18 protein-coding genes are annotated in these 22025 nt (G+C 71.2%); 9 read left to right on the forward strand and 9 right to left on the reverse strand.

Going from position 1 to position 22025, the window contains the following annotated elements; all coding sequences use genetic code 11:
• Nucleotides 1-140 precede the first annotated feature (140 nt).
• The gene (locus AB0M62_RS19255; RefSeq protein ID WP_366075454.1) at nt 141-1367 is read left to right on the forward strand and encodes a cytochrome P450; all 1227 of its coding nucleotides are present in this window, start codon (nt 141-143) and stop codon (nt 1365-1367) included.
• Here AB0M62_RS19255 and AB0M62_RS19260 read toward each other — a convergent pair.
• Nucleotides 1364-1981, reverse strand: coding sequence for a TetR/AcrR family transcriptional regulator (locus tag AB0M62_RS19260; RefSeq protein ID WP_366075424.1), 618 nt, complete (start codon nt 1979-1981; stop codon nt 1364-1366). The two genes, AB0M62_RS19255 and AB0M62_RS19260, sit on opposite strands and share 4 nt — an antisense overlap.
• Before the next feature lie 109 nt (nt 1982-2090).
• On the opposite strand from AB0M62_RS19260, the gene AB0M62_RS19265 reads away from it, so the two are divergent.
• The 4 genes from AB0M62_RS19265 to AB0M62_RS19280 all read left to right on the forward strand — a co-directional run bounded on the left by AB0M62_RS19265 (nt 2091) and on the right by AB0M62_RS19280 (nt 7619).
• The gene (locus tag AB0M62_RS19265; RefSeq protein WP_366075425.1) at nt 2091-3569 is read left to right on the forward strand and encodes an MFS transporter; all 1479 of its coding nucleotides are present in this window, start codon (nt 2091-2093) and stop codon (nt 3567-3569) included.
• A gap of 6 nt (nt 3570-3575) precedes the next feature.
• Nucleotides 3576-4748, forward strand: a complete 1173-nt coding sequence (locus tag AB0M62_RS19270) for a thiolase family protein (RefSeq protein WP_366075427.1) — start codon at nt 3576-3578, stop codon at nt 4746-4748.
• Complete coding sequence (locus AB0M62_RS19275; RefSeq protein WP_366075428.1) at nt 4748-6694, forward strand: AMP-binding protein; 1947 nt, start codon at nt 4748-4750, stop codon at nt 6692-6694. The genes AB0M62_RS19270 and AB0M62_RS19275 overlap by 1 nt, the downstream gene beginning before the upstream one ends.
• 67 nt (nt 6695-6761) lie before the next feature.
• Entirely contained in the window at nt 6762-7619 is an 858-nt protein-coding gene (locus AB0M62_RS19280; protein ID WP_366075429.1) for an MBL fold metallo-hydrolase, read from the forward strand.
• Here AB0M62_RS19280 and AB0M62_RS19285 read toward each other — a convergent pair.
• Genes AB0M62_RS19285 through AB0M62_RS19315 form a run of 7 tightly spaced genes read right to left on the reverse strand, consistent with a single transcriptional unit; the run spans nt 7579 to nt 16838 of the window.
• Nucleotides 7579-8400, reverse strand: coding sequence for a thioesterase domain-containing protein (locus tag AB0M62_RS19285; protein ID WP_366075431.1), 822 nt, complete (start codon nt 8398-8400; stop codon nt 7579-7581). The two genes, AB0M62_RS19280 and AB0M62_RS19285, sit on opposite strands and share 41 nt — an antisense overlap.
• Nucleotides 8397-8636, reverse strand: a complete 240-nt coding sequence (locus AB0M62_RS19290) for a phosphopantetheine-binding protein (protein ID WP_366075433.1) — start codon at nt 8634-8636, stop codon at nt 8397-8399. Before AB0M62_RS19290 ends, AB0M62_RS19285 begins: the two co-directional genes overlap by 4 nt.
• Entirely contained in the window at nt 8633-10579 is a 1947-nt protein-coding gene (locus AB0M62_RS19295; protein ID WP_366075434.1) for an HAD-IIIC family phosphatase, read from the reverse strand. Before AB0M62_RS19295 ends, AB0M62_RS19290 begins: the two co-directional genes overlap by 4 nt.
• Complete coding sequence (locus tag AB0M62_RS19300; RefSeq protein ID WP_366075435.1) at nt 10576-11598, reverse strand: 3-oxoacyl-ACP synthase III family protein; 1023 nt, start codon at nt 11596-11598, stop codon at nt 10576-10578. Before AB0M62_RS19300 ends, AB0M62_RS19295 begins: the two co-directional genes overlap by 4 nt.
• The gene (locus AB0M62_RS19305) at nt 11595-14663 is read right to left on the reverse strand and encodes a beta-ketoacyl synthase N-terminal-like domain-containing protein (protein ID WP_366075436.1); all 3069 of its coding nucleotides are present in this window, start codon (nt 14661-14663) and stop codon (nt 11595-11597) included. Before AB0M62_RS19305 ends, AB0M62_RS19300 begins: the two co-directional genes overlap by 4 nt.
• On the reverse strand, nt 14660-14989 hold the full coding sequence (locus AB0M62_RS19310) for an acyl carrier protein (RefSeq protein ID WP_366075437.1): 330 nt from the start codon (nt 14987-14989) through the stop codon (nt 14660-14662). Before AB0M62_RS19310 ends, AB0M62_RS19305 begins: the two co-directional genes overlap by 4 nt.
• A 46-nt stretch (nt 14990-15035) precedes the next feature.
• Nucleotides 15036-16838, reverse strand: a complete 1803-nt coding sequence (locus AB0M62_RS19315; protein WP_366075438.1) for a fatty acyl-AMP ligase — start codon at nt 16836-16838, stop codon at nt 15036-15038.
• Between the two features lie 249 nt (nt 16839-17087).
• Between AB0M62_RS19315 and AB0M62_RS19320 the strand changes: the two genes are divergently transcribed.
• The 4 genes from AB0M62_RS19320 (at nt 17088) to AB0M62_RS19335 (ending at nt 20961) form a co-directional block, all read left to right on the forward strand.
• A complete protein-coding gene (locus tag AB0M62_RS19320; RefSeq protein ID WP_366075439.1) occupies nt 17088-17846 on the forward strand; it encodes a 4'-phosphopantetheinyl transferase superfamily protein in 759 nt (252 codons plus the stop codon).
• A gap of 137 nt (nt 17847-17983) precedes the next feature.
• On the forward strand, nt 17984-18619 hold the full coding sequence (locus AB0M62_RS19325) for a TetR/AcrR family transcriptional regulator (protein ID WP_366075440.1): 636 nt from the start codon (nt 17984-17986) through the stop codon (nt 18617-18619).
• Between the two features lie 68 nt (nt 18620-18687).
• Nucleotides 18688-19905 carry an alpha/beta fold hydrolase gene (locus tag AB0M62_RS19330; RefSeq protein ID WP_366075442.1) on the forward strand — a complete coding sequence of 406 codons (1218 nt, stop codon included), beginning with the start codon at nt 18688-18690 and terminating at the stop codon, nt 19903-19905.
• A gap of 261 nt (nt 19906-20166) precedes the next feature.
• A complete protein-coding gene (locus AB0M62_RS19335; RefSeq protein WP_366075443.1) occupies nt 20167-20961 on the forward strand; it encodes an AfsR/SARP family transcriptional regulator in 795 nt (264 codons plus the stop codon).
• Between the two features lie 615 nt (nt 20962-21576).
• Here AB0M62_RS19335 and AB0M62_RS19340 read toward each other — a convergent pair.
• Entirely contained in the window at nt 21577-21840 is a 264-nt protein-coding gene (locus AB0M62_RS19340; RefSeq protein WP_366075444.1) for a hypothetical protein, read from the reverse strand.
• Between the last annotated feature and the right edge of the window lie 185 nt (nt 21841-22025).

Genomic DNA, 22025 nt, shown 5'->3' on the forward strand with positions numbered 1-22025 from the left:
AGGCCGTTCGAGGCCAAGCGGTTGATCGTAGGATTCTGCATGCCCCCGAGCAACAGGGGACCCCGGCGTTTCCTGCACTTTCGGCGTGTCCTGCAGTCAGGAGAGCAGTGTTGAACACCTCATCCGGAACATCGCACCGCATGGACACGGGCGGCGGCTGCCCGCACGCGGACAACGCCCGGCTGCTAGCCCAGGGTGCCGTGGCGCCCGTCCTGCTCCCCGGTGGCGTCGAGGGCATGGCGGTGCTCGGGCATGACGCGCTCAAGGAGTTCCTCGCCCACCCGGACGTCGCCAAGGGAGCGCGGCACTTCACCGCGCTGCGGGAAGGGCGGATTGCCGACGGCTGGCCGCTGAGGACCTTCGCCACCGTACAGGGCATGACCACCGCCGACGACGCCGACCACCGGAGGCTGCGGTCCCTGGTGAGCAAGGCGTTCACCGTACGGAGGGTGGAGGAACTGCGGCCGCGGATCGCGACGATGAGCGCCGAACTGCTGGACGGCCTCGGCCGGGCGGCCGCGGCGGGCGGCGGTACCGCCGATCTGCGCCGGCACTTCGCGCTGCCGCTGCCGATGGGTGTCATCTGTGAACTCCTCGGCGTGGACGCCGAGTACCAGGACCGGCTGCACGAACTGTCCAACCAGGTGGTCAGTACGGACATCGGTCCTGACGAGGCGATGGCGGCCAACCGGGAGATGGTGGCGGTCCTCGGGGCGGTCGTCCTCGCCCGGACGGAGAATCCGGGCGAGGACCTCACGAGCGCGCTGATCGCCGCCCGTGAGGCGGACGGCGACCGGCTGGGCCCGCACGAGCTGATCGGCACGCTGATGCTGATGATCATTGCCGGCCACGAGACCACGCTGAACCTGATCACCAACGCCGTCCGCGCGCTGTGCGCCCACCGGGACCAGCTGGTCCTGGTCCAGTCCGGGAAGGCCACCTGGTCGGACGTGGTCGAGGAGACCCTGCGCTGGGACAGCCCGGTCAGCTACTTCCCGTTCCGCTACCCCACCCGGGACCTGACCCTCGACGGAACCGTGATCCCCAAAGGCACCCCGGTACTGGCCGGTTACTCGGCCGCCGGCCGCGACAAGGCCGCGTACGGCCCCGATGCCGACCGGTTCGACGTCACGAGGTCCGTCGCCGTGCGGCACCTCTCCCTCGGCCACGGACCGCACTACTGCCTGGGCTCGCCCCTGGCCCGAATGGAGGCCACCATCGCCCTGGAGCAGTTGTTCACCCGGTTCCCGGACCTGGATCTCGCGGTTCCGGCGGCTGAACTGCCCCGGCACGCGAGCTTTGTGGGCAACAGTGTGCGGAGACTGCCGGTGCGGCTCCGGCTCGGATTCGCCGCCGGGAGACCCTAGCGGCCGGCGGCGATCGCCGCCACGACAGCGCGGGTGAGGCGGGCGATGTAGGCGTCGTCGGTCGGGCCGCCGGCAGCCAGCATGCGGAAGTACAGCGGGGCGCCGAAGAGGTCGATGGCGAGGCTCGTGTCGATGTCGGGCGGCAGTTCGCCCCGGTCCGCCGCCCGGCGCAGGACCGTCGCGACCGCCGCGCGGCGGGGCGCCAGTACCGCGTCGTGGAGCGCCTCGCGCAGCGTGCCGCTGCGCGCCGACTCGGCCAGCAGGTCCGGAATGATCCTGCCCACCAGCGGATGCCGCAGAGCGCCCAGGGTCTCCCTGATGAACCTCTCGACATCGCCCGGCAGCGAGCCCGAGTCCGTGGTCGTGGGGATGTGTTCACCGGCCGCCTCGGAGATCAGTTCGACCACCATGGCCTCCTTCGAGGGCCAGCGACGGTACAGCGCGGCCTTGCCCACACCCGCGCGGCGGGTCACGGCCTCCATGGACATGCGGGCGTATCCGGCCTCCGCCAGTTCTTCGAACATGGCTTGCCGGATGGTCTCGGTCACGGACTCCCGGAGGAGGGCGGCTCCGGTGGGCGGGCGGCCGGTGTCGGTGTCGGGGCGCGTGTCCATGATCGGAGATTAACACGGAACGGAACGGTTGCGTTCCGCATCCTTCCGTTGTACGTTCCCTGAACGAGCCGGAACGGTGCCGTTCCGTTCCGGGGGAGAGGGGGTCGTGATGAAGCTCGAGACCGACGCGCCACCGGCGACGACCCCGTGCAGCCGGCGGCGGGCCAGGACCGTTCTGGCCGTCCTGGCCCTCTTCATCGTGATCAATGCCGCGGACAAGGCCGTACTCGGTCTCACCGCCGGCCCCATCAAGGACGATCTGCGGCTCACCGCCACCGAGTTCGGAGTGATCGCCAGCAGTTTCTACCTGCTGTTCAGTGTCTCGGCCGTCGCGGTCGGCTTTCTCGGCGACCGGGTCCGCGCCCGCCCGCTGCTCGCCGCGCTCGCGCTGGTCTGGGCCGCCGCACAGCTGCCGATCCTGCTCCCGGCGGCGGGCTTCGGCATCCTCGTCGCCACCCGCGTGGTACTCGGCGCGGGTGAGGGGCCGGGGTACCCGCTGGCCAACTACACGGCGTTCACCTGGTTTCCCGAGAAGGAGCGGTCGCTGCCCTCGGCCGTGGTGGTCGCCGGAGGGGCGGGCGGCACCGTGGTGGCTGCTCCGCTGGTCATCCTGGTGAGCAACACCCTCGGATGGCGCGCGGCTTTCGGCCTGCTCGGCGGTATCGGGATCCTGTGGGTGATCGTCTGGCTGCGGCTCGGCGGAAGCGGGCCGTACACGGCGGGGTTCGACGGCGCGCGGCCGGAGAGCGAACGTCCGGTCGGCACACCGCAGGACACGGCACTGCCGACGGCAGCCGCACTTCTGGATACCGCAGTATCGGCCCCCGCGCTGCCGGCCGTTGCCCCGGTCGCCGACGCCGTCTCCGTCGCCGCACGGAGGGGGGCCGCACGGCGCGGAACCGGACGCAGCGGGGCCACCCGGAGCAGGACCGACCACGAGATCCCCTTCCGGCGCATCGTCACCACCGGCACCTGGGTGGGGTCCACGTTCTCCGCCTTCACGGTGATGTGGACCCTGGCGCTCGGCTTCGCCTGGCTGCCGCTGTTCCTGGAGGAGCAGGCGGGCTTCAGCGACGCGGAGATCAGCGGGATCGTCGGACTGCCCGCAGTCTCGATGGCCCTGCTGGTCCTCACGGCCGGAGCCGTCGCGCAGCGGCTGCTGCGCCGGGGTACCTCGGCCCGGGTCGCCCAAGGCCTGCTCGGCGGATCCCTGCCGCTGCTCGCCGGGGTCTGCCTGCTGATGACCACCCGCGTGGGCCCCGCCGTTCTCCTGCTGCCCCTGCTGGTCGTCGCGTTCTCCGCCGGCAACGGGCAGACACCGCTCACCAGTTCCGCCATCGCGGACATCTGCCCGCCCGGCCGGCGCAGCGCCGCCCTGGGCCTGTCGTACGCCCTCGCCGCCCTCTCCAGCCTGCTCGCGCCGTATGTGACCGGCCGGATCATCGATGCCGCCCCGAGCGAAGCGACGGGGTACGCCCAGGCGTTCGACCTCGCAGGCTGGCTGCTGATCGCCGGAGGCGTCATCTCGATGCTCCTGATACGGCCCGACCGGGACGCCCTCCTCATCCGTGCCACTGCGAAGGAGTGACCTCTGATGCTGCCCGACATCGCCGTCGTCCAAGGGGCCCGTACGCCCGTCGGGCGGTTCAGAGGCGCGCTGGGCTCGGTCCCCGCGTACCGGCTGGGTGCGTTGGTGATCCAGGAAGCGGTCGTACGCGCCGGCCTCGAGCGGGACGCGGTCGACGAAGTGGTCCTGGGCTGCGTGGGCCAAGTCGGGCCGGAGGCGTTCAACGCGCGGCGCGCCGCCCTGGCCGCCGGGCTGCCGGTCCATGTCCGCGCGTACAACGTCAACCGGCTGTGCGGCTCGGGTCTTCAGGCCGTCTGGTCCGCAGCGCAGACACTCGCCCTCGGCGAGGCCGACGTCATGGTGGCCGGCGGCAACGAGTCGATGACCCGCCAGCCGCTGCTCGACTACAGCGAGCGGGCGGCCGACGAACTCCCCGGGCAGCCCCGGACGGACGGCACCGTCTCACTGGTCACCGACCCCTTCGCGCAGGGTCCGATGGGCCTGACCGGCGAACGCGTGGCGGAGAGGTTCGGCATCTCCCGCGACCGGCAGGACCGCTGGGCCGCCGAGAGCCAGCGCCGGACCGCCGTGGCGCTCACGGAGGGGCGGTTCGCCGACCAGATCATTCCTGTGATCACTCGGGCCGGCAAGTGCGGACAGGACGAACACCCCCGCCCCGGCACGACGGTGGAGAAGCTGGCCACGCTCGCTCCCGCGTTCACGGAGGGCGGCACGGTGACCGCCGGGAACTCGGCAGGGCTCAACGACGGCGCCGCCGCGGTGGTGCTGACGCGTGGCGCCGGTCCGGGTGCCGAAGCTCCCTCCCTGTGCCTGCTCCGCGACGTGGTCGTCACCGCACTCGAACCGGAGATCATGGGATTCGCGCCCGTCGGGGCCATCGGGAAACTCCTGCAACGCGCCGGCCTCACCCCCGACGACATCGCGGTGATCGAACTCAATGAGGCTTTCGCCGCCCAGGTGCTCGCCGTGATGGACGACCTGGGGCTGGACCCCGGACGGGTCAATCCGAACGGAGGGGCGATCGCGCTCGGTCATCCCATCGGCGCCACGGGCACGATCCTGCTGCTCAAGGCGGCTCACGAACTGCGGCGGACGGGAGGGCGGTTCGCCGTGATCGCCCTGTGCATCGGCGGCGGACAGGGCATCGCGGCCCTGATCGAGAACCCGGGCGGTGTCTGATGGGTGAGTACGCCTGGTACCCGAGCCGCGAGTTGACCGAGCAGAGCAACGTCGCGGCCTTCTGCCGGGCCCAGGGCATCGACGACTACCGCGAACTGCAACGCCGGTCCGCCGCCGATCCGGAGTGGTTCTGGACCCACGCAGCCCGTGACATCGGCGTCGTCTGGCGCGAAGCGCCGCTGCGCGTCTTCGACGACCGCGGCGGCATCGCCGCCACCCGCTGGTTCCCGGGCGGCCGCACCAACCTCGTCGACTCCTGCCTCGAGCGGCATGTGCAGCAGGGACGCGCCGACGCCGTCGCGTTGCGCTGGGAACGGGAGGACGGGACCGGCGGCCTGCTCCGTTACGGCGAGGTGGCGCAGCTCAGCGCCCGGATCGCCACCGGACTCCGTGGCCTCGGGGTGGGGGAGGGGGACCGGGTGGCGGCCTGCCTGCCACCCGGTCCCGAAGCCTTCGTACTGCTCTTCGCCTGCGCCCGCGTCGGAGCCGTACTCGTGCCGCTGTTCTCCGGCTTCGGTTCCGAGGCGCTCGCCGTACGGCTGGCCGACGCCGAAGCGGGGGTCCTGGTCACGGCTGCCGCCACGACACGGCGCGGCACGCGGCACGACATCGAGGCGACTGCCCGTACGGCGGCGGACCAGGTGCCGGCGGTACGCCATCTGGTGGTCGTGGGTGCCGAGTTGAGCGACGAGCCCGACGGCACCCCCGCGCCGCGGCCGGCGACCGTTTCCTGGAGTCGCCTGACCGCGGCCGAACCCGCCGAGACAGTCCCGCTGCCGGGCGACGCCCCGTTCCTCCTCATGCACACCTCCGGCACCACCGGCCGGCCCAAGGGCGCGGTCCACACCCACGGGGGCTTTCCGCTCCAGGTCGGCTCGGAAGTCCGCTACAACCTCGACGTCCGCCCGGACGATGTGGCCTTCTGGGTCACCGACCCCGGCTGGATCATGTTCCCGCTCATCGCGGTCGGCTGCACCCTCGCGGGCGCCTGTGTCCTGGCTTACGAGGGTGCGATCGACCATCCGGGGCCGGACAGGCTCTGGCAGCTGCTCGGCGGCCACGGGGTGACGGTGTTCGGCAGCTCGCCCAGCCTGTCCCGGGCGATGATGACGCGGGACTCGCTCCCCGCAGCCCCGTCCCGGCTGCGGATCCTCGGCTCCACCGGGGAACCCTGGACCGAGGACGCCTGGCACTGGTACTTCGCCGAACTCGGCGGCAGGCGCTGCCCCGTGATCAACATCAGCGGAGGCACGGAGGTCGGCGGGTCCCTGCTGGCTTCCGCGCCCACCGTGCCGCAGTCGCCGTGCAGCTTCACCGGTCCCTGCCTCGGCATCGACGCCGTCGTCGTCGACGCGGCCGACCGGGAGGCCGCGGAAGGAGTGCCGGGGGAACTGGTGGTGCGGCGCTCCTGGCCGGGGATGACCCGTGGACTCTGGCGGGCGCCGGAGCGCTTCGCTGATGCGTACTTCAGCCGGCGGCCGGGCCGTTGGTCCCACGGCGATCTTGCCTCGCGCGTCGGCGAGGAGTGGTTCCTGCACGGGCGGCTGGACGACGTGATCAAGGTGGCGGGCAAGCGGCTGGGGCCTGCCGAGGTCGAAGACGCCGTTCTCGGGGATCCCGCCGTGGCCGAGGCGGCGGCGGTCGGGGTGCCGCACCGCATCAAGGGGGAAGCGCTCTGGTGCTTCGTGGTGCCTGCCGGCGGAGTACTGACGGCACCCGACGCCGACCGGATCGGCGGGCGGGTGGCCGCCGCGCTCGGGCACGCCTTCCGGCCCGGCCGCGTACTCGCCGTACCCGAACTGCCCAGGACCCGCACCGGAAAGGTGATGCGCAGGCTGATCCGCGACTGCGTCACCGGCGATCCGGCCGGTGACCTGTCCACACTCACGAATCCACGGAGCCTCGAAGGGCTCCGCGCCGCCATCCGCGCGACGGCGGACCGCTGATGCCGGGGCCGGGGCCTCGGCCCGCGGCCGCGGTACACCTGCCAACAGCCACCGACGAGGGAGTCCCATGCCGACGATCGACATCCTCCTGCCCGGTTACGCCATCGACACCGACCAGGGTTATCCCGCCTTCTGCGGAGTGTTCCTGGTCCGCGGCACCGACACCGCCGGACACCCCCGGAACATCCTCGTCGACGCCGCGCACGTCGGCCGGCGCCCCCATCTGTGGGACGCGCTCGCCGCCCGCGGCCTCACGGCGGCCGACATCGACACCGTGGTCCTCACGCACGCCCATTGGGATCACGTACAGAACATCGACCTCTTCCCGCACGCCACCCTGCTGATCCACCCCGACGAGCGGCGGTACGCCCACACCCCGCACGCCAGCGACTGGGCCACTCCCGCCTGGACGGGGCTCCTGCTGGAGCAGCTCCCGGTGCGGGAGGTCGTCGACGGGCAGGACATCATCCCCGGCGTCACTGTCGTCGGCCTGCCCGGCCACTCGCCCGGCAGCATCGGAGTACTGGTGGACACCGAGGCCGGGCGGGCCGCCATCACCGGAGACGCGCTGCACTTCGCCTACGTCGCACAGACACGGCGCAACCCGCTCGTCTTCTGGGATGCCGACCAGGCCGCGCTCAGCATCGAACGGGTCGTCGGCCTGGCCGATGTCATCTACCCCGGCCACGACCGCCCCTTCCGCCTCACCTCCGGGAACGACATCGACTACCTCGAACCGTTCGCCCTCACCCTGACGGGGCTGCGGCCCGACACCGGCGGTCTCGCCTTCGCCGACGGCGCGTCGCGACCGCTGTGGGTCATGCCCGGCATCGGGGACCAGCGCACGCTGTACGAGAAGAACACCGAGGAGATCGCGCGCCGGATCACCCGCGTTCCCCGCGTCGTCCGCCCGGCCCGCGGATAAGTCCGGTCAGTGAGCGGTTGAGTACGTCGAAGAACGCGTCGGGCGCCTCGCGCGGAAAGAAGTGGCCCCCCGGCACGGTCGTCATCTCGAAGCGCCGGGCGTACCGCTCCCACGCCCGCACGCCGTCCGCAGCAACCAGTTGATCGTCCGCACCGGCGAACGCCTGGACGTCGAGCGGCAGCCGGACCTCCGGGTCGGCCGGATCCGGCAGCCCCGCCCGGTCATGACTGGCACAGATCCGCAGGTCGTCCCGAACGACCGGCAGCATGGCCCGCAGCCAGTCGGGCCGGCCGAGGAACTGCGGGCTCAGCCCCCCGATGTCCACCAGGAAGCGGGCGAGTTCGTCGTCCGCGTACCCGTCGGCCGACGGCAGCGCCGGAGTGAGGTGGGGTGCCGCATAGGCGCCGACGAACAGCGTGTGCGGCGCCCGGCCACCGGCCCGTATCCGGGCTGTCACCAGCGTGAAGGCCACCAGGGCGCCCATGCTGTGCCCATAGACGGCGTACGGACGGTCCAGCCAGGGGGCGAGCTCGCGGTCGAGTGCCTCGGCCAGCGTCCGGACGTCGTGGAAGCGACGTTCGCGGAAGCGGGATTCGCGGCCGGGCAACTGCACCGGCACCACGTCGACTTCCGGCACCACCCGTCCATGCCACGGCGCGAAGAACGACGCCCCGCCGCCCGCGTGGTGGAAGCAGAACAGCCGCAGCGGGGCGTCCTCGCGGGGGGTCCGGACCAGGCAGGCCGTCGGCGTCGCGCTGGGCGCGGTCACGGTCACGGTCATGTGCGTACCACCACCTCGTACATCTGCCGCAAGGTGGAGGCCTCCAGCAGGCCGGCCACCGGGAGGCGCCGTCCCGTACGGCTCTCCACGACCGTGACCAGGCGCAGCAGGTGCACCGAGTCCCATTCCGGCAGGTCGTCCAGGGGGCGGTCGAGGTCCTGGGGCGTGAGGTGGAAGCCGAGTTCCTCCTCCAGCAGCGTGCAGAATTCCGCCGCGTCGGCGATGGCGGTGGTCATGTCGTGTCTCCCTCGAAGTCGGCGTGCAGCCGCAGATGGGCGGGGGCGGGGGCGATGTCGCTCAGGTCGTGCCGGAAGAAGAGGGCATCGGGATCGTCCGGGTCCGGCCCGCCGGGGGCGAAGCCGTGGTCGGTGTAGAAGGAGGCGAAGGCGGTGTTGCGGGGCGTGGGCAGGTAGCGGCCGGTCGCACTGCGGGCGCCCGTGGCGCCGGCGTGGGCGAGTACCGCGCCCAGGCAGGCGCTCTCGATGCCCCGGGAGAAGACCCTGCAGCTGAGCACGAAGTTGTCGATGCGCAGCTCCTCTCCCACGCGGCGCAGGAACACCACCCCGACCAGCCCTTGATCGCCGAACCGGTCGCGGGAACGGACCACCAGCACGCTGTGGCCGGGACGTTCCGACCAGGCGTGCACCTGCGTCACCTGCATGCGCTCGGTGGCCAGATGGAACTGGTTCGTGCGCAGGGTGAGCTGGGAGACCCGCGCCGTCTCCGCCGGAGCGGGTGGCCGCAGGGTGACCTCGATCCCGAGACCGTCGAGGTAGTCCTGGTACGAGCCGACGTCCTCGCGGAACTCCTGCCGGCGGACCTCGGTGCGGTAGCGGCCTGCCCGTTCGCGGTCCTCATCGGTGAGCTCGGCGAGGTCGAACCAGCCGTCGGCGAGCAGCGCCGCCGGGTGCAGGGCGGGCTCCTCGTCGACGTGGACCACGGCAACCTCGGGCAACTGCTCCCGGACCAGGCCGCACTCGAAGAGGCTGTCGTCCACGAAGACGAAACTGTCCAGGCCCAGGCCTAGCCGCTCGGCGATGTCGCGCAGATTGTCGTGCTTGGCCGACCAGTTGGCGTTGACGCACACGAAATCGTCTTCGCGCAGCAGCATCGAGGGGTGTTCACGCAGCGTCTCACGTACCGCCTCCGCGTCGTTCTTGCTGCTCACGGCGAGGAGTACGCCCTGGGAGCCCAGCTGGGCGAGCACCCGCTGGAACTCGGCGAAGGCCTCCCCGCGGAACCCCGAACCGAGCTCGATGCCGCCCGGCCCCTCCTCGCCGAGCACCCCGCCCCACAGTGTTCCGTCCAGGTCCAGCACCAGGCACTTGCGGGTCCTGCCCAGCCGGCCGAGCACGAGGTGGCCGATCTCCCGGGCGTACCCGGCGAGCAGCCCCTCGGCCAGCCGGGCCTTGGCATACAGGCCGGTGCGCGGCTCGTAGGCCGGAGTCCCCCCACTCACCAGCGGGTCGAGGTCGACGACGACGAGGCCCGGATGCTCCTGGGCGAGAGCGAGCAGCCCGCTGTTGAACTCACGCCACACGACGCCGAGCCGGGCCCGGGAACGGCGGTCCACCAGCTGGTGGGTGTGCCGGTGCAACAGCGGCACGGTGTTGAGCACCAAAGGTCCGCGGCCGCTGTCCTGGTGGGAGCGGACGGCCTTGCCGATGAGGGCGAGTCTGGCCCGTGCGGCGGACTCGACGTCCTCGACGCGCCAGGGCACGGGCACCTCCTCGAAGACCGTGTGCGTGTCGAGAAGGCACAGGGTCAGCTGGGGGCCCGGGCCCGTCACGCCGGGGCTGCCGGGCCCCAGCAGGTCGTGCAGGTACGAGCCGTAGGGCGAGAGCACCGGCTCCAGCAGCACGCCGTGCCGGGCCAGTTCGGCGGTCAGCGGACCGACGAGCGGGGCGACCGTGGACTGGCCGGTGACGGCGACCGTGACGACGGGTACATCCGGGTGATGCCGGCGGACCGCCTCCCGGTCGAGGCGGGCCAGCAGCTGGCCCGAGGCCGGCAGATCGTTGTCCGGTACCCGGGTGAGCAGGGCCCGGACGGCTCCGTACTCCTCTTCCAGCCGGCCGTCCGCGTACAGGCCGCGCAGGGTGCGCAGCGCCCCGGGGTCCTGCCAGGCACCGCTCGCGCCGGCGACGGTGTCGGCTCGGGTGTGTTCCGTCGTGGTCATGTGCGCTCCAGGGCGATACCGGATTTGATCCACTTGCTGGACTCCACGGCGACCGTGACGGCTCGACCGGGACCTTGCCACTGTTCGAGCAGTTCGGCGAGCTGGAGGAACGGCAGGGCGTTGCCGTTGTTGCCGACGGTGCGTACGACGTTGATGCGCCGTGCCCGGGGAGCGGGCATCGATGCGGAGATGCGGTCACTCATCCGGCCGGAGAGCTGGGGCGGGAGCAGGTAGTCCACCTGTTCGGCCGACCACCCCAGGCCGTCGAGGAGTTCCCAGAACATCTGCGACGCCATGACCGGCACCGCCGCTTCGATGGCTTTGTAGTCCTCGGAGACCACCGTCCGGTCGCTGTGCCGGTCGGCGAGGCCGAACCAGTCGATGACCTGCCCGGGCTCCCTGCCCAGGCCGACCAGCCGGTTCAGTACCTGGGGGACTGCGATGCCCTGGCCGAGCGGCTCGGCGCTGAGTACGGCGGCACCGGCCCCGTCGCCGAAGAGCACGTAGTTGACGAGCTCGGCGGAGGTACGGGAGCCGGGGTCGAAGTCCGTCTCCAGGTGCTTGGCGCAGACGTCGCCACCGATCACCAGCACCGTCGCGCAGCGCCCGGCGAGGAGCATCGTACGGGCCACGTCCATGGCCTGAATGGCCCCGGCGCACCCGGACTGGAGCTGGTAGGTGGGCACGTTGTCGATGCCGAGACGGTCCGCCACCAGGTTCACGGTCGCGGGCATCAGCTGGTCGGGGGTGGCCGTGCCCATGACGATGCAGTCGATGTCGCCCGCTTCGAGGCCCGCCTGCGCCAGGGCGCGGTCCGCCGCGGTCGCGGCGAGGTCGGCCAGGGTGTGCCGCAGCTGACCGGTCGCCAGGTCCACCGCGAAGTAGCGGCTGGTGTTGCCGATGAACATGTCGGCCCACTGCTCGTCGACGCCGACCAGTTTGGCCAGTGTCGCGTTGTCCACCGGCTCGCCCGGCAGGCAGGTGCCGACCGAGGCCAGGTACGCGGCAGTCACGGTCATGAGTGCGTTCCTTCCGGGCTTGCCGGTACGGGGAGGGGCGGTGCGGAAGCTGCCGGAGCCATCAGGCGGTCGCTCAGGAAGCCGGTGAGGTCGCCCACGGTCTCCAGGCTCGCGAGCAGCTCCTCGACGGGGAGGCTGCCGAGCTGCGGCAGCTCGTCCTCGATCCGTGTCTTGAGCTCCATCACCTGGATCGAGTCGAAGCCGAGGTCTTCGTGCAGGCGCGAGTTGACGTGCACCGCGGACGGTGCGTGTCCGCCGACCCGGCACACCAGACGGTGCGTCACCTCGCGGACGTGCCGCGGGAAGACACGGGCTCCGACCGCCGGCGAGGCCTCCGCACGGTCCGCCACCGGCGGGACGGCGTCTGCCGCGTCCGTCGTGAGGGGTGCGAGGGGGCCGGACGCGGGCAGCGCCGAGGGGGCGCCGGCGCGCCAGGCGCGGAAGGTGTCGTCGAAGAGGTACGGCGGCAACCGACGCGGCACCCGGTCGGCGTTCTGGTACAGCGCGTCCCAGTCGGGGGTGAGCCCGGCGCACCACAGCTCCCCGAGCAGCTGGTGCAGCCGGTGCCGGGGCGCATGGTCTCCCCGGTGCGCGGCGTGGCAGCTCACCGGGGGTCCGGAGTCCGGCTTCAGGCGGGCCAGCAGCGGGGTGAGGGTGGCGCGCGGACCGATCTCGACGACATGGGTCGCCCCGGCGGCGAACAGCGCGGCCGCGGCGTCGGCGAACCGTACCGGCGCGGTGATCTGCTCCGCCCAGTAGTCCGCGCCCATCCGCTCGTCGTCCGCCAGCCGGCGCCCGTGCAGGGTGGAGAAGACGGGCACGGCGGGCCGCCGCACCGGCACGTCCGCGACCTCGTGGCGGAACTCCTCCACGACGGGCGCCATCAGCGGCGAGTGGAACGCGTGCGAGACCGTCAGTGGCCGTGCCGCGACGCCTCGATCGGCCAGCACGGCGAGCAGCGCGGCCACTTCGGTGATGTCACCGGAGACCACCGTGCTGTCCGGGCCGTTGACCGCGGCGACACACAGCCCTGGGTGCTCGCTCAGAAGTACGCCCACGTCGGCGGCGGAGAGGGGGACCGCGAGCATCCCGCCCCCCTCGGGGAGCGCCTCCATGAGGGCACCCCGGCGCGCGACCAGCCGGGCGGCATCCCCGGCGTCGAGCGCCCCGGCCGTGCAGGCGGCGGCGAACTCGCCGATGCTGTGCCCGATGACGAACGAAGGCTGGATACCGGCCTCGACGAGCGTGCCCGCCATCGCGTACTCCACCGCGAACAGCGCGGGCTGGGCCAGGCCCGTACGGTCGATGCCGGGGTCGCCGTCGAGGACCGCGTCGCGCACCGACAGCCCGAGGTGGCCGGCGAGCGCTTTGTCGATCTCGTCGAAAAGCCGCGCGTACACGGGGGAGGAGTCGTACCAGGAGGCGGCCATCCGCGGGTGCTGCGCGCCCTGCCCGGTGAAGGCGAACGCCACCGCCGGTGCCGGCCGCCGCGCGCCGCGGCCCGGCCCGCCGCCGGAGTGCTCGGCCGCCTCACGCAGCCCCGCCACCAGCTCGGACAGGCCCGATGCGGCGACGGCCGCGCGGTGCGGCAGCCGGGACTTGACCCGGTTGCTGGTCCAGCACAGCTGCGCGAGCCGGTCCTCGGGCAGACGGGCCAGCGCCTGGGCCTGGGCGAGCAGGTTGGGACGCAGCTGCTGCGCGGAACGGGCGGAGACGGTGAACACGCCCGGGGCTCGGCCACCGGGCCGGTGTACCGCTCGGGGCGCGGAGGACAGGACCGCGTGCGCGTTGGTGCCGCCCATGCCGAAGCTGCTGACGGCGGCGTGCACACTGCCCGCCGGGAGCCGCAGCGGGGATCTGAGCAGCGACAGCCGCCGATCGGCCAGCTGGAGCTTGGGGTTCTCGTCCTCGGCGAACCGGCTGGGCGGCACGGTCCGGTGGTGGAGGGCGAGTACGGCCTTGACGACCCCGGCGATTCCGGCCGCGCCCTCGGCGTGCCCGAAGTTGCTCTTGACCGACCCCAGCGCGATGGTCCCGTCGCTGCGGCTGCTGGTCAGATGGCCGAGTGCCTGCGCCTCCATCATGTCGCCGAGGAGCGTTCCGGTACCGTGCGCCTCGATGAAGCGGATGTCGTCCGCGGTGACGCCGGCGGACCGCCACACGCCCTCGATGAGCTGCTGCTGTGCCCAGCGGTTGGGCGCGGTGATCCCGTTGCTCCGGCCGTCCTGGTTGACGCCGCTGTCTTTCAGCACGGCGTACACCGGCTGGCGGTCTGCCAGGGCGTCGCCGAGCCGGCGCAGCACCAGTACGGCCACCCCCTCGGCCCGTCCGATGCCGTCCGCCGACGCGCTGAACGGTTTGCATCGCCCGTCGGGCGCCGAGAGGCCCGCCTGGGAGTAGAAGATGTTGATGACGGGTGTCATCACCAGGTTGGTGCCTCCCGCCAGGGCGTAGTCGCAGTCGCCCGCGCGCAGCGCACGGACCGCGAGATGGACGGCCACGAGCGATGAGGAGCAGGCCGTGTCGACCGCCAGACTGGGGCCCTTGAGGTCGAGGTGGTACGAGACCCGGTTGGCGCCCATGAAGTAGCCGTTGCCGGAACCGTGGCGTGCGGTGATCCGGTCGTACTCCGCCAGTTGCAGAAACGCCCACTCGTTGGCCATCACTCCGACGAACACCCCCGTGGCGGTGCCGGCCAGGTCCTCGGGGGCGATCGCCGCGTCCTCGATGGCGCGCCAGGAGGACTGCAGCAGCAATCGCTGCTGCGGGTCCATGGCGGCGGCCTCCCGCGGCGATATTCCGAAGAAAGCGGGGTCGAAGGCGTCCGGGTCGTCGATGAAGCCGCCGCGCACCGTGTTGCTCCGGCCGGGTGTCGGAGCCTCCGGGGCACCGCCGGGAGTGGCCTGGGACGGCGCGTGGTAGCGGTCCGCGTCCCAGCGCTGGTCCGGCACGCGCCGGGTCGCGTCCCGGCCTTCCATCAGGAGCTCCCAGAACTCCTTGGCGTCGCGGGCACCGGGGAAGCGGCAGTCGAGGCCGACGACCGCGACCGGCTCGCGCTCGGTCATGACGACCCTCCGGCGCCACCGTCGGCGATGCGTTCGGCGAGGTGCGCGACTATCGCGCGGACGGTCGGGAAGTCGTAGGCGATCGTCGGGGAGACCGGCAGCCGATAGCGCTCCTCTATCTCGCCGCAGATACCGATCGCCGCGACCGAGTCGATTCCGTAGTCGGCGAGCGGCGTGGTCGGATCGATGTCCTCGGCGGACCGGTGCAGGTGGAAGGCCACACGGTCGGTGAGCCACTCCTCCAGGCCGGCGGCCGTCCGGTCGTACCACGCGAAGTCGAAGTTCTCGGGGCGGGCTTCGGTGCGGGTTTCGGGGACGATGGGCATGGCGTACCTCTTCTCGGTGTCCGGGCCCGTTGAGGGGCCGGGGTGGTCAGCGGCCGGGAGTGGCCATCGACGTGGATCCGGCGGTGCTTTCGGCTGCGCTTCCGGCGACCAGGGCGGCGACCGGGCGTTCCAGGCGTTGGTGCAGAACGGGCAGGGCGCCGTCGAGGAACAGCTGTCGCATGAGGGTGCGCTGCGTCTTGCCGCTGGTGGTCTTGCGGATCACACCGGGGCGAACCAGCACCACGCTCGCGGCGGGCAGCTGGAACTGGCGGCTCAGCAGTACCTGTACCGACGCGCCGAGTGCCGGCAGTTCCGGCTCGCTGTGGTACTGCGCGCGCAGCTCCTGCACCACGACGACGTGAGCGCGGTCGGCTCCGGCGTCGAAGACGGTGAACACGGCGCCGCCGCCGCGCCGGAAGGCGGGCCCCGAGTCCTGGACGGCCTGCTCGATGTCCTGCGGGTAGAGGTTGCGGCCGTGGTGGATGAGCATCTCCTTGATCCGCCCGGTGACGTACAGCTCCCCGTTCAGCAGGGCGCCGAGGTCGCCGGTACGGAAGTACCCCGCGCGTCCGTCCGCCGTCGTCGCCCGGAAGGCGGCGGTGGTGTCCTCGGGGCGGTTCCAGTAGCCGGCCGCCACCGAGGGGCCGTGGAGCCACAGTTCGCCGACCCGGCCGTCCGGCAACACCTCCCGGGTCATCGGGTCCACGACGAGGACGTCGGTGCCCTCCGGGCAGCCGCAGCCGACCAGCGTCCTGGCCGCCCGGCCCTCCTGCGCGGGCCGGAGCTCGTCCTGTTCCAGCCCCTGGGCGTCCACGGGCAGTTCGACGGGCGGCCGGTCGGTGTCGCCGCCGGAGACCAGCAGCGTGTTCTCGGCCAGCCCGTAGCTGGGAAGCATGGCCTGGGGACGCAGTCCGTGGGCGGCGAAGCGTGCCGTGAAGGCGCGGATCGTGTCGGCACGCACCGGCTCGGCACCGTTGAGGGCGACTCGCAGACTGGACAGGTCGAGCCCCGCGGACTGGTCCTCGGTTACCCGGCGGGTGCAGAGTTCGTAACCGAAGTTGGGCGAGGCGGTTCCCTCGACGCGGTAGTCGTTGATCATGCGCAGCCAGCGGTGCGGCTGTTTGATGAACGAGATGGGTGACATCTGCACGCTCGTGCCGCCCATCCACAAGGGGTGCAGCGTCATCCCGATGAGACCCATGTCGTGGTACAGCGGCAGCCAGCTGCCGGTGACGACGCCGTGCGGGGTGTCCATGGCCCGCTGGATGGCGAGCTGGTTGGCCGCGAGGTTGGCGTGCGTGACCATGACGCCCTTGGGCTCACTGGTGGAGCCCGAGCTGTACTGCAGGAAGGCCACGTCCTTGTTCCGGACGTCGGGCGGGAACCACAGGCCGGGATCCCCGCTGTCCGAGCCGCTCACCCCCAGGCACACGACATCCTGCTCGCCGGAGGCGGCCAGCCAGGCGGCGAGGTCCTGCTGGTGCTGAGGCAGCGTCAGCACCGCCCCCACCGAGGCGTCCCGAAGAATGCCGCTGACCCGGGCGAGCCGCTCTCCGGGCTCGTCGGGGAGCGGGGCGGGGATGGCCGTGCGCCCGGCGTAGAAGCAGCCCAGGAACGCGGTCACGAAGTCGAGCGTGGGCGGATAGAGCAGAAGTACGGGGCGGGCGGGGTCGCCCTTGGACGCCCGGTGCAGCCGGGTGGCCACCAGCCGGGCCCGGCGGTCCAGCTCCGCGTACGTGAGCCGTTCGGGCCTCATGACCGGCCCATCCTCGTGGAGATACACGAACGCGTCACGCTCGGGGTGCTGTTCCACGCCGGCGCGTACGGCGTCCGTCAGTGTCCGGTGCATTTCTTCCCCTGTCGCCGACCTTGCAAGGCACCAAGTGCCATCTGTTCCTTCATCGTTGGAGGGCAGTGAAAAGGACGTGTAAAGGCGTGCTTGAAGCGCACGTCGCAGGTCCGGCGTTCCTCGGACGGAGTCCGACGGAGGCGATACAACGGTGGGTGTGTGCCCGCGCACCCACCGTGTTGGCACGCGGTGCCGCCTTCTGGCGGCGCGACGAAGGCAGAAATCAGGCCTTGACGGCAGGAGAGCGCGATGGACCGATCGGCCGCGGCGGGCCTTTCCGTCGGCCCTCTGCTCCCGGAGTCCGGGCGGCTCCCGGCATCCGGGCGCTGGGGCGCCGTCCGGGAGAACGCGCGGCGCCACGGGTACGCCCTGTGCCACGGCCGGCTGGCGGACTGGGCGTCAGCCCCGTGCCCGCCCGCACGTGAACTGCTCGGGGCGGACTGGTCCAGGTATCAGTCCACACGTGAACCCACCGTACGGGCCAGGCTGTTCGGCTCCAGACTGCTGCTGCGTCAGGCCGTCGCCGCCGCCGGGGACGCGGATCCGGCGGGCGTGGTGCTGGGCCGGGGCACGCACGGGCGCCCTCTCGTGCGTGCCCCGGCGGGCTTCGACGGCGGAATCAGCCACACCGCCGGCCTCCTGCTCGTCGGGGTCGCCAGGGGGCGCCGGATAGGAGTGGACGTGGAGGCACAGGACCGGCCGCTGCTCACGCCCGGACTGCCCGAGCGCGTCTGCCACCCCGACGAGCTGGCGGCGCTGGCGACACTGCCGTACGCGGAGCGCAATCGCATGCTCGTACGTCTGTGGACGCTCAAGGAGGCGTATGCGAAGGCCCTGGGTATCGGGCTCGGACTGGACTTCTCGGGTGTCCGCTTCGAGCCCGGCCAGGCGAGCCGGGACGGCGGTCTCTGGCACTGTCCTGCTGCGCCGGACTGGCGGTTCACCAGCGGCACCGTCGCAGGTCACTTCCTCGTCGCGTGTGCGGTGGGGCCGTGTTCGGCGTCCTGAGGGCGAGATACGAGTCAAGCTTGTATCGATACACCATTGACTCGGTACGAACCCGGGCTTAACTTCGAACTGCACGGCAAGAAAAGGCAGTTCGGGCACCACCTCTTCCCCGCGAGTCCAGGCCCCCGGAGGTCTGCATGCCGGCACACACCCAGCCGGAGGCCGAGGGCGGCATGCCCAGGGGCGGTCGGCGACGCGATCCCGCCGCCGACCGCGCGATCCTGGAGAGCACCCTCGGCCTCCTGGGCGAAGGCCGCAGTTTCAGCGCCCTTTCCATGGACCTGGTGGCGCAGCGCGCCGGGGTGGCCCGGGCCACCGTCTACCGCCGCTGGCGCAACAAGGAAGAACTGGTACTCGCCGCCCTGGGCTGCCTCGATCTGCCCGCCCCGCCGCTGGACGGACTCCCGTTGCGGGACAAGCTGGTGAGTCTGACCGACCAGATCCGGCATCGCGGCCAGGACACCAACCTGCACCGCCTGCTCGCCGGACTCCTCGGCGAGGCCGTGCGCCGCCCGCAGCTGGTGGAGCGCTTCGAGGACACGGTGACCGCCGCCCGGCGCGACGCTCTGCGACAGGCGCTGCGGGAAGGCATGGACAGCGGAGAACTGCGCCCCGGCCTGGATGTGGACCAGGCCATCGAGCTGCTCACCGGGCCGATGCTCTCCCGGCTCATTCTCCGTCAGAAGACCGTGGAGTCCGCAGCGTTCGCCGAATCGATCGTGGACACCTTCCTCAACGGCACGAGGACTCACCCCGAACTCCCGTCCGGCTGAGCAGCTTGCGCGTACGGGACGGCCGTGCACGGACCCTGTACCACTCCCTCCCCCCAGGAGCCGCAGCCATGAAATTCCTCTTCGACGATCCGGCCTTCGACTACGAGGCGCTGCGCGCCGCCGGTTACGCGGACTTCGGCGGCGCACAGCTCGGCGAGATCATCGCCGTCGCCTCGCGCATCCCCGACGGCGACACCGACGCCTGGCGGCGGGAGTGGACCGCACTGGCCGAGCGCGTACACCGGCTCGGAACGGCCGCACTCGGCGAGCAGCGGCCCGTCGACGCGCGTGCCGCGCTGCTGCGCGCGCACAACTACTACCGCACGGCCGAGTTCTTCCTGCGCGACGATCCCACCCGTGACCCCGAGGCCATCCGGCTGATGCGGCTCTCCAGGGACACATTCGCCCAGGCCGCCCAACTGATGGAGAACGCACCGGACTTCGTCAGGATCCCGTACGAGGGTGGTTGGCTGCCCGGCCACTTCTACCGGGCGGACGACTCCGCAGGGCCCCGGCCGACCATCATCCACCACGGCGGGATCGACTCCACGCTCGAAGAGGGGTACTTCTTCGTTGCGGCCGCCGCTCTCGCCCGCGGTTACCACTGTCTCTGTCTGGAGGGCCCGGGGCAGGGCTCGGTGCTGCGCGAACAGGAGCTCACCTTCCGGCCCGACTGGGAGAAGGTGGTGACGGCGGCCGTGGACTTCGCGCTCGACCGGCCGGGGGTGGACCCCGAGCGCCTGGTTCTGATGGGCACCAGTCTCGGCGGCCTGCTGGCCGTACGGGCCGCGGCGTTCGAGCACCGGCTGGCCGGATGTGTGGCGCACGACGCGGTCTGGCAGCTCGGTGACGTGGTGGCGTTGCCGCCGTTCGTGCTGGAGTGGGTCGAGCAGGGCTGTGACGACTTCGCCAACCCGGTGATGTACGGGATCGCGGTTCAGCAGACGTTCACCCGCTGGCTGCTGCGGCAGGCCATGTGGACGTTCGGCGCCGGAACACCGGCCGAACTGCTGCGCCTCATGCCCGCTTTCAACCTCTCCGAGGTCGTCGGACGGGTGCGCTGCCCCGTGCTGGTGCTCGATGCCGAGGAGGACATGTTCTTCGCCGGCCTAGAACACGCGAAGAAGGTGTACACGGGGCTGAACAACGCCAAGACGCTGCACGTCTTCACGGCGGACGAAGGCGGGGGCGCGCACTGCCACTCGGGTGCCATGGGGCTGTTCCACGACCGCTTGTTCTCCTGGCTGGCCGGGACACTCGCAGCTGAGCAGGTGCCCGCGGCCTGATCTGCGGCAAGGTCCGGACCCGAGGCGGTCGGCAGAGGTGATTCCTCGAGCCGGCCGCCTCGCGCCGTCCCACGGCTCGTCGCGGGGGGCGTTTCAATAATTGAATTTCGGCTCTTTCTGGGGCTGGAATGAGACATTCGGGCCCCGTCTCGGCTGTTATCTTCCTTTTAATGACCACGTAACGACCACTGGGCTAGCCTAATTTCGGGGACGGGGGATTCGACTAGTTGAATGCGTGACACGCATTCAGGGGGTAATTAGGTGTCCCTGCACTCTGCACAGTCCGACCATCCGCTGCGCTACGAGGTACTGGGCCGACTGCGCGTGATCCGCGGCGACGTCGATCTGACACCGGCACCACCGAAGATTGCCAAACTGCTCGCCCTCCTGACCGTCCGGGCGGGGGAGACCGTACCGGGGGACAAGCTGGTAGCAGAATTGTGGGAGCGGCATCCCCCGCGCTGCGCGGCCGCCAGCCTGCGTGTCTACGTGTCGCAATTACGGAAGCTCCTGAGCAGTCCGGGAAGACCGTCGCCGATCGCGACGGTCTCACCCGGTTACATACTCGATCTGAGCCAGGCTCATCTCGACGTCCGTGTGTTCGAGGAGCGTTACGAAAGCGGCCGAGCCCGTTACCTCGCGGCCGACTACCTGGCTGCCTGGGAGCATCTCGGGAAAGCCCTTACTGTCTGGCGGGGCCCGGTTCTGGACGGAATTCCCGGCTCGTTGGAGATCAACTCGTTCGCTGCGGTCGCTGAAGAAAAGCGGCTCAACTGCGTCGAGCTGCATATCGAATCCGCCCTGGCTCTCGGCCGCCACCATGCGGTGATCGAGGAACTCAAGGGCCTTGTGGTGCAGCACCCGCTGCGGGAGCCGTTCTACCGGCAGTTGATGGTCGCCCTGTACCGGGTGGGCCGCCAGGGCGACGCGCTGGGCGTGTACCGCGGGGCACGCCGGGTCATCAGGGAGGAACTCGGCATCGAGCCGGGGCCCCCGCTCCGCCTCGCGCAGGAGGCCATACTACGGGCGGACCCGGCCAGGCTCACCAACTTCTAGTTACCCATAATGCTGTGCATGTGTGGCCATTTCTTCTACTAGATGGGCAGGGCCATGTGACCTCAAGGGGCGTGGCTGATCGGCCAAGTTGGCGACAACTGACGACGCTGCGCCCCTGAATGTGCTGGCGTATCGGTCTGCCCTTGATGGATCAAGCGTCGCGCCTGGATGAGTGACCCACAATTAGACCTTCGGCATAGGCGGATCAGCAGCTGTCTTGCGAGGCAAGCTGGATCGGTTCCTCCATCTGCCCGGGACAGCCCCGCCACCGGCGTGGAGGTGCGAGACCGCGGCGATGGCTGCGGCAGTACGGCTATCCACCGCCACGTCGGTGACCGGGAGGGCGGCCGCGACGGCGACCGGAGCGAGCTGGGCCGATAGCAGCTCGGCCACTGCATCGTGGCTGCCGGCACCGGTGATGCACTGGCAGACCTGGCCGCCATAACGCGGGTCATGCAGCGGTAGTCGGCGACCTCATGGCCTTGCCGCAGGGGGTATCCGACGGTCATGAGCCGGCCGCAGCAGCCGGAGGACACCAGGCCTTGCAGCAGCGCGCGCTGCCCTCCCATGGTCGCCCTGCCCGGCGGTCCTCGCTGCGAGAGGCAGTCGGACACGTCAGGCCCCGCGCCGCAGATGCTCGGCCGTCACCTTTCCCGTCCGGTCCGCACTCACCGCTCCCGCTGCCGTCATCAACTGCGGCAGCCACGGGGCACCATCGGCCAGGATCTGCGCCAACTCTGCGGCCAGCGCGCTGGCTCCGGCACGGCGCACGGTCCGGGGCCGGTCCACGTCCCAGCCTTCGCGCACCGCAATACGGGCGACCATCGGGAGCCAGGGGGCCAAGCCCGCGCGGGTCAGCCCCGCCCAACCGTGTCGCAACCCGCCATCGTGCCCGCCGCGCGTCGCGGCCCCCAGATTTTCACATCGGCGAGACACACCTCCTCGACCGGCCCTTGCGGTCGCGGATTGCAGGGCGATTTCAAAGTCGGGTGATCTTGTAGGTATGCAGGTCGCGGTGGTGTGACGATGTCCGGTGGGTGCGCGACGTACGCAACGAAGCTCCG

The sequence above is a fragment of the Streptomyces sp. NPDC051219 genome (assembly GCF_040682335.1).
Taxonomy (GTDB): Bacteria; Actinomycetota; Actinomycetes; order Streptomycetales; family Streptomycetaceae; genus Streptomyces.